This is a genomic window from Mycolicibacterium neoaurum ATCC 25795 (assembly GCF_000691525.1).
In the GTDB taxonomy this organism is placed as follows: Bacteria; Actinomycetota; Actinomycetes; order Mycobacteriales; family Mycobacteriaceae; genus Mycobacterium; species Mycobacterium neoaurum.
This window is the reverse complement of the sequence record NZ_JMDW01000008.1, coordinates 375835-389750: the sequence shown is the minus strand read 5'-3', so window position 1 is coordinate 389750 and position 13916 is coordinate 375835. Positions and strand designations below refer to the sequence as shown.

Genomic DNA, 13916 nt, shown 5'->3' with positions numbered 1-13916 from the left:
GGCCGTGCCTCCTACGGAGCCCGCCTAGACTCGGACTTGACAGCCGTCAAGACACCACGAAGGAGCCCCGTGATGAGCACTCCGACCAAGGACGGCCGGGCCAGTGAGTACGCAAAGGTTTTCGTCGAGCCGAAGGCGTACGCCGACGATGCGCGGCTGCACGAGGCCATGGCCTACCTGCGCCGCCACGAACCCGTGGTCAAGGTCGAGTCGCGGCTGTATCGCCCGTTCTGGGCCATCACCAAGCACGCCGACATCATGGCCGTCGAGCGGGAGAACAACCTGTTCATCAGCGAGCCGCGGCCACTGCTGGCCACCGCGGCCGCCGACGACCTGGCCAAGCAACAGCTCGAGGCGGGCATGGGCCTGCGCACCCTGATCCACATGGATGATCCGCACCATCGCAAGGTGCGCGCCATCGGTGCGGACTGGTTCCGCCCCAAGGCCATGCGCGACCTCAAGGTTCGCGTCGATGAGCTGGCCAAGCGCTACGTCGACCGGATGCGTGATATCGGGCCCGAATGCGATTTCGTCACCGCGATCGCCGTGCAGTTCCCGCTCTACGTCATCATGTCGCTGCTCGGACTGCCCGAAGAGGACTACGAGCGCATGCACATGCTGACCCAGGAGATGTTCGGCGGTGACGACGACGAGTACAAGCGCGATGGCGGCTCGCTGGAGGACCAGCTCGCCGTGCTGATGGACTTCTTCGCCTACTTCTCCACCCTCACCGCCTCACGGCGGGCCAATCCGACCGAGGACCTGGCCTCGGCGATCGCCAACGGCCGCATCGACGGTGAACCGCTCTCCGATGTGGACACCGCCTCCTACTACGTGATCGTCGCCAGCGCCGGGCATGACACCACCAAGGACGCGATCTCGGGCGGCCTGCTGGCGCTGATCGAGAATCCCGACCAACTCGACCGGCTGCGTACCCATCCCGATCTGATGGGCACCGCGGTGGAGGAGATGATCCGCTGGACCACACCGGTCAAGGAGTTCATGCGCACCGCCACCGCCGATACCGAGGTGCGCGGGGTACCCATCGCCGAGGGCGAATCCGTCTATCTGGCTTACGCTTCGGGGAACCGGGACGAGGACGTGTTCGCCGAGCCGTTCCGCTTCGACGTCGGCCGGGAGAACAACAAGCACGTGTCCTTCGGCTACGGGGTGCACTTCTGTCTGGGGGCGGCTCTGGCGCGGATGGAGATGAACAGTCTGTTCACCGAGCTCATCCCCCGCCTGGACTCGATCGAACTGGCCGGCACCCCGGAACTGTCGGCGACAACGTTCGTCGGCGGGCTCAAGCACCTACCGATCCGGTACTCGCTGCGCTAGATTTCCCGCCCTGGCGGTGCGTGGCCAGGAAGCCGTCGACGGCGGCCCTGGCCACCTGGTGGTAGTCGAAATCGGCCAGGGTGCTGAGCTTGCCGAGCACGACCGGACCCAACAGCAGGGCCACGGCCTGCGCGCGGTCCACATCGCCGACCTGGGCGATCGCATCAGGGCTGGTGAGGATGGCATCGAACGGTGCCGCGTACTGCTCGGCCACGCGCTCTCGCAACGTCCGCACCTCGGCGCTTTCCGTATCGGGGCCTCCCCGGGGCCACCACGACGACTCCAGTCCACCCCCGAGGGCCAACCACGAGGTGGCCGCCAGGCTGATCGGGGCCTCGATGACAAGTGTCGCGAAACCGTCCAGCGCGGCGATCAACCGATCACGCAGGGTGCCGTCCTCCGGCGGCGGTGGCACCGGCGGGATGAGCGCATGAAATGCGGCTGCCAGCAGGTCGTTACCGCTGGGAAAGTGCCGGTAGAGGGTGGCCCGCGCGACATTGGATGCGCGGATGACGGCGTCGACGGTGACCGCGCTCGGCCCGCCGGTGCGCAGCAACGTGGTCGCCGCATCCAGCAGGCGCGCTCGCGAGCGCGCGGGCCGTGGGTCGGCGTGCTCGGACGACATTGCGATTCTCCCTCCCACCACACCTACGAGACTGTTAGTCTCGAAACTAGACGGGCAGTACCAAAAATAACGCACTCGTCGAAAGTGGGACAATGGTCGACACAATCGCCGAGTCGGACCGGCCGACCGATGCAGCTCTGGCAGATCTTTCACCCCGAGCCCGCACCTGGACACTACTCGTCGCGTGTCTCGGTGTTCTGCTTGTCGTTTCGTCGATGGTCGCGCTCAATACCGCCCTTCCCGATCTCGCGACCGCGACCTCGGCCACCCAGACCGAGTTGACCTGGATCGTGGACAGCTACACCTTGGTGCTGGCCTGCCTGTTGTTGCCCGCCGGCGCCATGGGTGATCGTTATGGCCGCCGGGGCGCGCTACTGCTGGGTCTGGCCATCTTCGGGATCGCCTCGATCGCGCCGGCCATCTGGTCGGACCCGATGCACCTGATCATCGCGCGCGGGGTGACCGGGGCGGGTGCTGCGTTCGTCATGCCTGCCACGCTGTCCCTGATCACTGCCGCCTATCCGAAGGTCCAGCGCAACAAGGCTGTTGGCGTCTGGGCGGCGGCGGCCGGTTCCGGAGCGATCGTCGGCATGCTCGGAACCGGCGCCCTACTGCACTTCTGGCCATGGCAAGCGATCTTCTGGGCGTTCGCCGGCACCGCAGGCGTGTTGTTCCTTCTCGGACTGACCGTTGCGACGTCGAAGGAATCGGTGGCCACACCGCTCGACTGGCGGGGAGCGGTGCTGATCGCCGGCGCTGTCGCGGCCCTGGTGTTCGGAATCCTGGAGGTGCCCGCCCGCGGCTGGTCCGATGCACTGGTCATCGGATGTATCGTCGTGGCCGTCCTGTTGTCGGTGGCTTTCGGAATTGTCGAAACACGCTGTCGGAATCCACTTCTGGATATCCGGTTGTTCGCCAATCCCACCTTCGCCACCGGCGCCGCCGCCATCACGGTGTTCTTCTTGTCGATGTTCGGATACTTCTACATCGCGATGCAACACATGCAGTTGATCCTCGGTTACACGCCGATCGGAACCGCATTCGCGCTGACGCCACTGATCGGCCCGGTCATGTTGCTGTCAGCGACGTCGTTCTGGTACCTACCGCGACTGGGCCTGCGTCTGGTGGTGTTCACGGGTCTGGCATTGATTTCGACGGGTTTCCTGCTGATGGCCCGCGTGACTGCCGACGATGGCTACGGAGCCGTGGGTTGGCCAATGCTGGTGTTGAGCCTCGGAATCGGATTGCTCACCGCGCCAACCACTTCGGCGATCATGAATACGGTGCCCGATGACAAACAGGGCGTCGCGTCAGCGGTCAACGACACCACGAGAGAGGTTGGCGCCGCCCTGGGCATCGCGCTGGCCGGATCACTGCTGGCGGCCACGTACAGCGAAACGCTCACAGCCCGACTGCCAGCCGAACTACCCCCGCCCGTCCGTGACGCTGCGGTCGGCTCGCTCGGCCAAGCCCTGGAGGTGGCGTCCACGCTGGGCGCCCCCGGCATCGGTATCGCCGACCTGGCCAGGACGGCATTCGTCGAGTCGATGGCCTCATCGGTACTCGGGCTGGCCATCATCGTGGGCATCAGCGCCGTGGCCATCGGACTGTGGGCACCGGGTCGGGACGGCCGGCAGCTGGCCCTGGTCCGAAGGCTGCGCCGCTCGGGCAGGCATCGCCGCTAACGCGCCACGAACGGGGCGACGCGGTGGCCGATCATCGCGATACTGGCATGCGGCCCACGCGAGGTGATGGTGGGCATGATCGAACCGTCGGCGACCCACAGTCCGTCGACTCCCAGTACCCGGCACTGTGCATCGAGTACAGATCCCATCGGCGCAGTGCCGCAAAGATGTTGGGTGGTGGACCAGTTGGCCTCGACATCGCCGAGCCTGGCGAGGTCGCGCGCCAGCTCTGCCCCGTCCCGCAAAGCGGTGACATCGGCGGCCACCGAGTCATAGTGGTGTGCGATTTCGGGCGCGACCAGTGGATCCGCCGACACCAATGTCAGCGTGCCACGAACCCTGGGACGCATAAGAGCCACGCCCAGATGTGGTGGATCCGCCGGTGGATCACCGACCATCTCGGCGAAACCTGATGTGTAGAGCCTTATCTCGACGTCGCCCAGCGACAGCGCCGCCTCAAGCGGGGTACGCCCGGAGGTCGCGGGCCACCTCGTCGGCAGCAACCACTCCGGATGGTCGGCGAAGTTCTGCCCGACGGGAAGGTCGACGCGCACCGGCACCCCGACCCGCGACAGCACCCCGGCCGGTCCACACCCCGAGAGCATCAGCAGCTGCGCGGTGGAGATGGCGCCCGCGCACAGCACGATCCGGTCGGCGTCCCACACCGCCGCCCCATCGGGCCCCAGTACCTGCACACCGACCGCCCGGTGCCCGGCGAACCGGACCGCCACCACCCGGGTGCCGGTCTGCAGATCGAGGTTGGGTCGGTCCAACGCCGGGGCCAGTGCCATCGCGCCCGGCCCGCACCGCTGACCGTCGACGACGTTGAGTGGGAGAGCGCCGACCCCGTCCCCATCAGGTGCACCGTTGAGGTCGTCGATCCAGGGGAAGCCATGGGCCAGCGCCGCTTCCACGAACCTCTCGGTGCCGGCACCGAACCGGCGCGTACGGACGACCGGGATCGGACCATCGGCACCGTGCAGCGGGCCGGTGAAGTCATGATCGGTTTCGATGGCGCGGAAATCCGGCAGGACATCGTCCCAGGACCACCCCGGCAGTTTCCACCCGTCGAAATCGGCCGCCCGGCCGCGGCAGAAGTAACCGCCGTTGATGGCCCCCGATCCGCCCACCACCGCGCCTCGCACCAGGCTCACCGGCCTCGCCGGGTGATCGGTCAGCGTGGCCGCGAATCGGGCGGCGACCGGACTGGCCGGCTCGATCGGCAGTCGGTGGGCTGCCCGCAAACCCGGACCGTCGGCCGGCGGTCCCGACTCGAAGAGGGTCACCTGACAATCGGGGTCGCGGGAAAGCCGCTCGGCCAGAACAGAACCGGCGCTACCGGCTCCGACGATGACGATGCGCACAGGCGCTCAGGTACGGATCTGCGGTTTGAGCGCACCGAGGTGGCGCTCACGGACCACCCCTGTCCACAACCCCAACCCGTAGGCGATGTCGTCGAGACGCTTGAGCACCAGATAGCTCAGGAATCCGACCCGCCGGGCGTCCTCGGGGATGCTGTTGTTCCGGCTCACCCAGTCGACCAGACCGTCGAGGACCGCCGCGGTCAGCACCACTCGGCGACAGCGCCGGAACAACACCCCCGCGATGAGCGCCACCGGCCAGTAATGCCGGCAGATCGCCGAGGCGACCTGCAACGCCGCACCCCACAGACCGTGCACCGTCATAGTGGCCACATCGCGGGGCGCCGTCTCGACCGTCTCCAGCGAGTTGGCCACCCTGCGTCCGAACAGCACGGCGATCGCCGCGGCCGCGCAGTACCCTAGGCGCGACCCCGTCGCGGCCAGCATCCACAACAACAGCACCCAGCGCGAGACCACCATCGGCGCCGTCTTGCCAGGGTGGCGCACCGACAGCGGCGCGGCAGACTCACCGTAGAACGCCTTGCGCGCGAACCATTCCCGCAGCTGGGTGCGGTGATCGTGGCCGACGAGCGCGATGGGCTCGTAGCGCAGCCGGGCGCCGGCTTCCACCAACCGCCAACACAGGTCGACATCCTCACCGGAACGCAACGTCTCGTCGAATCCGCCCACCTCGATCAGCGCAGAGCGTCGGCAGATGATGGCCGCGCTCGGCACATAGGCCACCGATCCCAGCGGGACGACGGGCGCCTCACGCATGCCGAGGTCCAGCGAGGAGCGGACGGCTTCATAGCGGGCGAGCAGGTTCTCGGGTTCGCGCAAACTCACGATGCGCGGTGCCACCAGGGCGACCGCCGGGTCGCAGAAGTGGCCCAGCAGGGCTTCCAGCCAACCGCGCCGCGGCACCACGTCGGAGTCCAGAAAGGCCACGAAATCGGTGTCACATGCCCGCAGACCGGTGTTCCGGGCGGCGGCGGGCCCCCGGCTGCGCTGGTGCCGCACGACCCGCACCGGGCAGTGCGCCCCGGCGAAGTCCGCTTCCGAGATGGGCACCGTCGACCCGTCGTCGACCACCACGACCTGCATGTCGCGCAGCGACCTGACGAGTCTGCTGACTCCGAAGATATTGTTGCGCACCGGAATCACCACGGTGACATCGTGATGCGATGGACCCGTCGCCGGGCGCGGATGAGCCACGGTGGCATCGAGCAGAGCGCGCGCCAATTGCGCCGAGAGCGCATCGTGGACTTCCAGACGCCCATCGTCGAGCATCGTCTGGGCCACCGGCGCCAGCCTCAGCAACCGGGTGGGGGAACCACCGAGCAACGCCGAGCCGGCACCGAGCACCTTGACCCGCCGGTCGACCTGGACGACGAATCCGTCCGGCAGCCGCGGCCCCGTCATGTCAGCATCCCCCGTCCGTTCGGTGCCCAGGCCGACAGTTTGCGGGCACACTCGTCGACCATAGCGGCAACGTATCGGGCGCCGTCGGCTTCGGTGGCGGTGGTGGCATCGCCGAGGACGCCGACCGCGCTCACCGCGGCGATCCCGCCCGCCCGCATGGCGGGCATCAGCTCCGCCAGCGGGGAGCTGTTCCCGGGCACCACGGCGTCAGCACGCACATCCTCGGGTGAAATATGCAGCAATATCGAGGTTTCGGTGTGCCCGGCGTGCGCGTCGGCACCACGCACCGTGCAGGAACACCACCCGGCATCGCGGCCCTCATAGCGCAGCACGCTGACCGCCCCGGCCAACGCCTCGACATTGCCCCCATGTCCGTTGACGAACACCATCCGGCCCGCCCAGATCCCGGCTGACCGGCCGTACTCGATCAACACCTGCTGCAGGGCGGCCGTGCCGATCGAGATGGTGCCCGCGAAACCCTCGTGCTCACCGCTGGCGCCGTAGTTCAGGGCGGGGGCCAGCAGCCAGCCGTCGCCCAGCCTAGCCGCCGCCGCCCGCCCGACGGCCGCTGCGATGCGGGTGTCGGTATCCAACGGAAGATGCGGTCCGTGCTGTTCGAGGGACCCGACCGGGATGATCAGCGCCGGCCTGTCGCCGGATGTGCCACCGACGAGTCCGGTCGACGTCTCGCTACCGAGATCGGCGGGTAAAGCCACCCGCCGATGGTAGGCCGAGTTCACCTGTGATGCACCGATTGTTGGCGCATGCGACGGAAATCGTGGTGGCACTGTCGCCCACTCGGCGGACATTCGGTCACGTCCGTAACGTCAGCCACGCCCGTTTCATCGAGGTCGAGGCTGTCAGACACCGAGCGTGCGGGTGAAGCCCTCCGGTATCAGCACATCCTCACGGGTGAGGTCGTGAATGGAGGACTTGCCGAGCCCCCGCAGTGCGGAGTCGATACCACCGGACAGGATGTCCAGGACGTTCTCGACACCGGCCTGCCCGTTGGCCGCCAGGCCCCACAGATAGGCCCGCCCGATCAGCACCGCGCGCGCACCGAGTGCGACGGCCTTGACGACATCGCTACCGCGGCGGATACCACCGTCGAGCAGCACCTCCACCTGGTCGCCGACCGCGTCGGCGATGGCAGGCAGGCAGCGGATGGCGGCCGGGGTGCTGTCCAGGTTGTTGCCGCCGTGGTTGGACACCGTGATCGCCGAAACCCCGGCATCCACAGCACGTTTGGCATCGTCGACGCGGACCATGCCCTTGAGCAGGAACGGACCGCCCCACTGTTCGCGCAGCCAGGCGACATCCTCCCAGGTGGGCGGCGGGGTGCCCATCCACTGGCCGTAGGCCTCGAAGAAGGTAGGGCCGGGCTCGCCGGGCCGCCCCTGGTTGGGGACCCGCAGGTCCGGCGGACGCAGGTGCTTGGCGAAACTGAAGAACCAGCGGGGTTTGGTGATGACCTCCGGGCTCATCTTGATCATCGTCTTCAGATCCATCTGCTCGGGGATCTTGGGGCTCCCCCAGTCCCGGCCGTGGCTGAAGCTCCAGTCCGTGGTGAGGATCAGGCCCTTCGCCCCGGCGGCACGGGCACGCTCCATCCGGGCCAGGATGTCGTCACGGCTGCCAAGCCAGTAGATCTGGAAGAAGATCTTGTCGTTGACCGCGGTCACTTCCTCCATCGGCTTACTGGCGAACGAAGACAACCCCATGGCGGTGCCGCGGGCGGCGGCGGCACGGGCCACCGCGACCTCTCCGTCGGGGTCGACGGCCTGCACCCCGGTCGGCGAGATGACGACAGGCATCGAAATGTCCTGTCCCAGCACGGTTGTTGACATCTCACGCTTCTCGGTGGCGCCGATCACGTGGGGCGCGAAGCCCAATTCGGAGAACGCCTCGACATTGTCGGAGACCGAGACGCCCTTCTCGCTGGCCGAGATCAGCGAGGAGTAGGCGGAGCGGGGTAGCCGCTTTTTCGCGCGCTGTTGGGCGATGGCAACGGTCTCGAACCAGGTATCACGGGCCATGATCTCTACACAGGACTTTCGTTACAGAACTTCTTGGGAGGGACGGTGAGGAGTTTGAGCGGGATGGGACCTTTCCTCCCGCCACTACGGGAGTGGTCGACGCTGGACTTGGGCTTGTCACGCTCGGCGGCCAGGGCGGGTTCGCCGTAGCCCTGGACGCATTCGGGGTCCGGCCCGTCCATCGGCAGACCGGTGAAGAATTTGGCGGCCATGCAGCCACCCCGGCACGCGTCGTAGTGATTGCAGCTGGCGCACGCACCGGCCGACTGCGGCTCGCGCAACTCGTTGAACAGCACCGAGTTCTGCCACACATCTTTGAAACCGTTGCTGGTCAGGATGTTTCCGGCCAGGAACTTCTCATGGATGGCGAACGGGCAGGCATACACGTCACCCACCGGGTCGATCAGGCAGACCACCCGGCCGGCGCCGCACAGGTTCAGTCCGGCCAGCGCACCCGGTTCCCCGAGACCCGACAGGTGGAAGAAGGAGTCACCGGTGAGCACGCGCTCGCCGTGGGCGACCAGCCAGTTGTAGAGCTCGACCTGCTGGGCGGGGGTCGGGTGCAGCTCGTCCCAGACGTCGGCACCGCGACCGGATGGGCGCAGCCTGGTGATGCGCAGGGTGGCGCCGTAAGTGTCTGCCAGCGCCTTGAATTCGTCGAGTTGTCGGACGTTGTGGCGGGTCACCACCACCGAGATCTTGGCGTCCTTGAAGCCCGCCTCACGCAGGTTCTCCAGCGCGCGGATCGCCATGGCGAACGAACCCGGCCCGCGGACCTCGTCGTTGACCTCGGCGGTCGCGCCGTCCAGCGAGATCTGCACGTCGACGTAATCGCTGGCGGCGAGCTTGGCGGCCACCTTCTTGTCGATACGCACGCCGTTGGTGGAGAACTTGACCCCGACGTGATGCTCGGTGGCGTAGTCGACGAGTTCCCAGAAGTCCGATCGGACCGTCGGTTCGCCGCCGCCGATGTTCACATAGAACACCTGCATACGTTCCAGCTCGTCGATGATGTCCTTGCACTGCTGGGTGGACAGCTCGCGCGGGTCGCGCTTACCCGAGGACGACAGGCAGTGCACGCACGAGAGGTTGCAGGCGTAGGTCAGTTCCCAGGTCAGGCAGATCGGCGCGTCGAGGCCGCGTTCGAACTGCTCGACGAGCTTGGGAACCTTGGTCGGCTCAGCGACCTTGACGGGAGCAAGCGCCGGGGGCAGGACGGCGGTCATGAGGTCTCCTTGGCGACCAGCATGTTGGACTTCACCAACACACTGAGCGCATGTAGATACGGGCCTTGGGCGGCGTCGTCGATACCGGCGGCGCGGCAGGCGGATCGGACGTCGGGGTGCTCGGGCAGCGAGTTGACCACCGCGACGATCGTCCGGTTCTTCAGAAAAGACAGCTTGCGGGTACCGAAGTGGTACAGCAGCGCCCCGAACGGCTCCGGCCGCACCGCCACCTGGTGGTGCAGCCGCCAGCCGCGATCGGGATCGAACGCCACTGCATCAGCAGTGGGTGCGGTCACGATCAGTAGACCCCGCACATACCGTCGATGGAGACCTCTTCGACGAGCGATTCGGTGACGAGTTCGGTGGTGTTCTCGGCCTGCTGGTTCTGGTCCATGTCATACCTTTCTAGGCTGTTACCAGGTCACCATGTTCGATGAGTGTGACCTGTGTCGCACACAATATGGCATCCAGTGCACAAATGGAAGGGGTGGTTCACGTGGCGTCTCGCGTCGGCCGGCGCCCGTCGACGAACCAGGACCACATCACCGATGTCGCACTCGAGTTGTTCACCACCCACGGCTTCGATGAGGTCAGCGTCGACGATGTCGCCAAGGCCGCCGGCATCGCCAGGCGGACGCTGTTCCGCTACTACCCGTCGAAGAACGCGATCCCATGGGGAGATTTCGACGCCTATCTCAACCACATGCGCCAACTGCTCGACGACGCCGACCCGACCGCCGGCGTCGGCGAGGCACTGCGCACCGCACTGCTCGCGTTCAACGAATTCGACGATAAGGATCGGCACCGTCGACGCATGCGGTTGATCCTCAAAACCGATGCACTACAGGCGCATTCGATGACGATGTATGCCGGCTGGCGCGCCGTGGTCGCAGAATACGTGGCACGCCGCCGCGGTGAGCAGCCCGACGGCCTGGTCCCCCAGACAGCTGCCTGGACCCTGCTGGGCGTCGCGCTGACCGCCTATGAGCAGTGGTTGGGTGACGAGTCGGTGTCACTGGCAAGACTGCTCGGCGACTCCTTCGATGTGGTGGGCCGCGGGCTGACCGAACTGTGATTTGTGGAGTCTCGCCCGCGCTGGAGGCGGCCGAGACTCCACAAATCCCAGAAAACTGGGGTGTCGGAGTTGAGCCCCTGGCGGCGACGATATGGGTGTGAGCGTCCACGCCGAACCCCGCGACGCGCCCCGGGAGCTCCTGGAGCTCTATGACGAGGCGCTGCCGGTGGTGTATGGATACTTCACCCGGCGCTGCGGTGATCGCGCAACCGCCGAAGATCTGACGTCGGAGACCTTCCTGGCGGCCATGGATGCCGCCCGCCGGGCCACGCCGCCGCCGATCACGGTGCCCTGGCTGGTGGGGGTGGCCAGACACAAACTGGCCGACCACTACCGCCGCAGGCATGACAGATTCACCGTGCCGGTCGCCGATCTGCCGGACACCGCCCCGGTGGACGACTGGGACATCGAACTGGACCGCATCGTCGCCGAGTCGGTGCTGGCCCGACTGCCCGAACATCACCGCACCGTGCTGGCATTGCGTTATCTCGACGACTGCTCGGTACCCGAATGCGCACAACTGCTCGGGCGGACCGTGCACGCGACCGAAGCCCTGCTGGTGCGCGCCCGCCGCGCTTTTCGAACGCACTACCCGACACCGGAAGGAGGCACCCCGTGATCGACGAACCAGATCCGTTGACCGCACTGCGCGGTGACGAGCTTCCGGTGGCACCCGATCCGGCGTTCGCGGCCCGGTTGCGCGCCCGCCTGGAATCGGCCCTCGCCCTCCCCCACCACACCCGAGGAGTCCAGATGAGTGGCACCGATACCGCCATCGCCGAACTGAACAACGCCGAGCCCGGCATGCCCCGCCCCGCAGCGCTGCCCTACCTGTCGGTCCGCGACGCCCGCACTGCCATCGACTGGTATGTCGACGCACTGGGCGCCACGCTGCTGGGCGACCCGATCCTGATGGACGACGGTCGGGTCGGGCACGCCGAACTCACCATCGGCGCGGGTGTGCTCTACCTGGCCGACGAATTCCCCGAGATGGGCCTGAAAGCACCGGCCCCACAGTCGGTCTCGGTGAGCCTGATGCTGCAGGTGCCGGACACCGATGCGGCGCTGCTGCGCGCGGCCGGCCGTGGCGCCACCGTCGAGCGCCAACCCTACGAGGCGCACGGGTCGCGCACCGCGACCATCATCGATCCGTCCGGGCACCGGTGGATGCTGACCGGACCGATCACCGGTGCCGCGGTCAGCATCCAGCACGGCGATGTCGGCGTCGTGTCGATATGCACCCCCGACACCGAACGCGCCGCGGCCTTCTACGGTCGGGTGCTCGGCTGGGAGTTCGACGCCGCGACCGACCGGGTGAGCAACACCGCCACTCGAATCACGCTGTCCCGCAGCGCGGGAACCCCGACGATGCGCTGCTGCTATGCCGTCGACGACCTGGCCGGCGTCCGTCAGGCGATCATCTCCGGCGGCGGGGCGGTGGGCGTCGAAGCCGAGTCCGTGTACGGCACGACGCTCGACGCGACCGATCCTTCCGGTTCGCCGTTCGCGGTGTACCGCCCGGCGCCCGGCACCCCGCGCCCGGAACTCAACGGCGCAGGCTCCGGCGACCTTTCGTACATCACCTACCACGCGCAGGAATCTGCGGCATTCCGGGCGTTCTACAGCCGATTCCTGTTCTGGACCTTCGACAACGGCCGCGTTCCGGACGGCTGGGAAATCCAGGGCACACACCCGATGGCGGGCATGGTGGGGGGCCAGGATCGACCTGCGGCCGTGCCGATGTGGACCGTCACGGATATCGAGGCGGCGACCGAGCGGGTCCGCGCGGCCGGCGGCACGATCCTCGAAGAACCCTCGACACAGTCCTACGGGCGTTCGGCGCTGTGCACCGACGACCAGGGCAGCGTGTTCTACCTCGGCGAGTTCTGAGCGATTTCGGTGAGGATGCGTACGCTCACCGCACGCATACTCACCGAAATCGCAGGCTCATCAGTCGAGGACGTCTGCGATGGGGGCGCCCGCGGCGATCTTGCCGCGCGCCTTCATCACCTTGCCGGGCATCCCGCCGCCGACCACCGCGGTGAGCACACCATCGCGCTCGTAGTAGGCAAGGAACTTGCGGCCGTCATCACTGACAAGGTGCACGACATCATCGGCGGCAGGCTCACCGAGGCACTGGATCTTGACGTCGTACTGATCGCTCCAGAAGTAGGGAACGGAGACGGCCGCCGACGCGGGCTCCCGGCCCAGCAGGGCGGGCACCAGCACGCGCGCCTGCTCGGCGACGTTGCTCCAGTGCTCGACGCGCTCCTGATGCCCCGCCTCGTTCCGCCACGAGGCCACATCGCCGATGGCCCACACGTGTTCGACATTGGTACGACCGGCCGAGTCGCACACCACACCGTTGTCCACCTCGACACCGCTGCCGTCGAGGAAGCCGGTTACCGGACGCGATCCGATACCCACGACGACGATGTCGGCGTCCAGTTCGGTGCCGTCGGAGAGCACCACCTTCTCGACCTTGCCGTCACCGGACACCGAATCGACGCCGACACCGCAGCGGACCTGCACACCTTCGGCCTCGTGCAGCCGGGTGACCAGCGCACCGATCTTCTCACCGAGCACCGAGGCCAGCGGGGTGGGCTGCGGCTCGACGATCACGACGTCGACGCCGAGCTGGCGCAGGCTCGCCGCGACCTCGCAGCCGATGAAACCGGCACCGATGATGACCGCCTTGCGGGCGCTCGAGGCATGCTCACGCAACTCGGCGCTCTCGCCGAGCGAACGCAGTACCCGGATGCCCTCGAGATCGGGGAATGACGGAATCCGCTTGGGCTCAAGGCCGGTCGCGATGACGAGCTCGTCGTATCCGAGCGTCGAGCCATCGGCCAGCGTCAACGTCTTCGCGGCTGTGTCGACGGCGGTCACACCGTTGCCGAGCCGCAGCGTGATCCGGGCCTCGTCGTAGAACTCCTGCGGCTTGAGAACGACATCATGATCGGAATTGCGCAGCACCTCTTTGGACAGCGGCGGCCGGTCATACGGCAGGTGCTGCTCGTCGCTGACAATGGTGATCGGTCCGTCGTGCTCGGCGCGACGGAGTTGTTCGGCGGTGCGGGCACCCGCCAGGCCGCCGCCGACGATGACGATTTCACCAGTATTTGCCACGTGGGTCTTCATACACCAC

Annotated in this window: 14 protein-coding genes; 5 read left to right on the top strand and 9 right to left on the bottom strand. The window is 67.2% G+C overall.

Translation table 11 applies throughout. From position 1 onward, the window contains the following. Positions 1-72: 72 nt before the first annotated feature. Complete coding sequence (locus IC40_RS0109345) at positions 73-1338, top strand: cytochrome P450 (protein ID WP_030134459.1); 1266 nt, start codon at positions 73-75, stop codon at positions 1336-1338. Here the strand turns inward: IC40_RS0109345 and IC40_RS0109340 are convergent. Next, positions 1304-1963, bottom strand: a complete 660-nt coding sequence (locus tag IC40_RS0109340) for a TetR/AcrR family transcriptional regulator (RefSeq protein ID WP_030134458.1) — start codon at positions 1961-1963, stop codon at positions 1304-1306. The two genes, IC40_RS0109345 and IC40_RS0109340, sit on opposite strands and share 35 nt — an antisense overlap. A 215-nt stretch (positions 1964-2178) precedes the next feature. Here IC40_RS0109340 and IC40_RS0109335 point away from each other — a divergent pair, with 215 nt between their 5' ends. Then, on the top strand, positions 2179-3648 hold the full coding sequence (locus IC40_RS0109335; protein WP_234411699.1) for an MFS transporter: 1470 nt from the start codon (positions 2179-2181) through the stop codon (positions 3646-3648). Here IC40_RS0109335 and mftG read toward each other — a convergent pair. The 7 genes from mftG to mftA form a co-directional block, all read right to left on the bottom strand. Continuing rightward, entirely contained in the window at positions 3645-5012 is a 1368-nt protein-coding gene (gene mftG, locus IC40_RS0109330; RefSeq protein ID WP_030134456.1) for a mycofactocin dehydrogenase MftG, read from the bottom strand. The genes IC40_RS0109335 and mftG overlap by 4 nt on opposite strands. 6 nt (positions 5013-5018) lie before the next feature. Then, a complete protein-coding gene (mftF, locus tag IC40_RS0109325) occupies positions 5019-6431 on the bottom strand; it encodes a mycofactocin biosynthesis glycosyltransferase MftF (protein WP_030134455.1) in 1413 nt (470 codons plus the stop codon). Beyond that, the gene (mftE, locus tag IC40_RS0109320; protein ID WP_030134454.1) at positions 6428-7171 is read right to left on the bottom strand and encodes a mycofactocin biosynthesis peptidyl-dipeptidase MftE; all 744 of its coding nucleotides are present in this window, start codon (positions 7169-7171) and stop codon (positions 6428-6430) included. The genes mftF and mftE overlap by 4 nt, the downstream gene beginning before the upstream one ends. Before the next feature lie 120 nt (positions 7172-7291). Further along, entirely contained in the window at positions 7292-8467 is a 1176-nt protein-coding gene (mftD, locus tag IC40_RS0109315; RefSeq protein ID WP_030134453.1) for a pre-mycofactocin synthase MftD, read from the bottom strand. A gap of 5 nt (positions 8468-8472) precedes the next feature. Then, the gene (gene mftC, locus IC40_RS0109310; protein ID WP_030134452.1) at positions 8473-9693 is read right to left on the bottom strand and encodes a mycofactocin radical SAM maturase; all 1221 of its coding nucleotides are present in this window, start codon (positions 9691-9693) and stop codon (positions 8473-8475) included. After that, positions 9690-10007: a mycofactocin biosynthesis chaperone MftB gene (gene mftB, locus IC40_RS0109305; protein ID WP_199900939.1), complete on the bottom strand. Its 318-nt coding sequence runs from the start codon at positions 10005-10007 to the stop codon at positions 9690-9692. Before mftB ends, mftC begins: the two co-directional genes overlap by 4 nt. Beyond that, the gene (gene mftA / locus IC40_RS27245; RefSeq protein WP_019514032.1) at positions 9992-10087 is read right to left on the bottom strand and encodes a mycofactocin precursor MftA; all 96 of its coding nucleotides are present in this window, start codon (positions 10085-10087) and stop codon (positions 9992-9994) included. Before mftA ends, mftB begins: the two co-directional genes overlap by 16 nt. Before the next feature lie 66 nt (positions 10088-10153). On the opposite strand from mftA, the gene mftR reads away from it, so the two are divergent. The 3 genes from mftR to IC40_RS0109285 all read left to right on the top strand — a co-directional run bounded on the left by mftR (position 10154) and on the right by IC40_RS0109285 (position 12658). Further along, complete coding sequence (mftR, locus tag IC40_RS0109295; protein WP_081843375.1) at positions 10154-10768, top strand: mycofactocin system transcriptional regulator MftR; 615 nt, start codon at positions 10154-10156, stop codon at positions 10766-10768. 91 nt (positions 10769-10859) lie between these two features. Continuing rightward, the gene (locus IC40_RS0109290; protein ID WP_030134449.1) at positions 10860-11387 is read left to right on the top strand and encodes an RNA polymerase sigma factor; all 528 of its coding nucleotides are present in this window, start codon (positions 10860-10862) and stop codon (positions 11385-11387) included. After that, entirely contained in the window at positions 11384-12658 is a 1275-nt protein-coding gene (locus IC40_RS0109285) for a VOC family protein (RefSeq protein WP_030134448.1), read from the top strand. The genes IC40_RS0109290 and IC40_RS0109285 overlap by 4 nt, the downstream gene beginning before the upstream one ends. Before the next feature lie 60 nt (positions 12659-12718). On the opposite strand, the gene IC40_RS0109280 is transcribed toward IC40_RS0109285, so the two are convergent. Continuing rightward, positions 12719-13909: an NAD(P)/FAD-dependent oxidoreductase gene (locus tag IC40_RS0109280; RefSeq protein ID WP_030134447.1), complete on the bottom strand. Its 1191-nt coding sequence runs from the start codon at positions 13907-13909 to the stop codon at positions 12719-12721. Positions 13910-13916 lie beyond the last annotated feature (7 nt).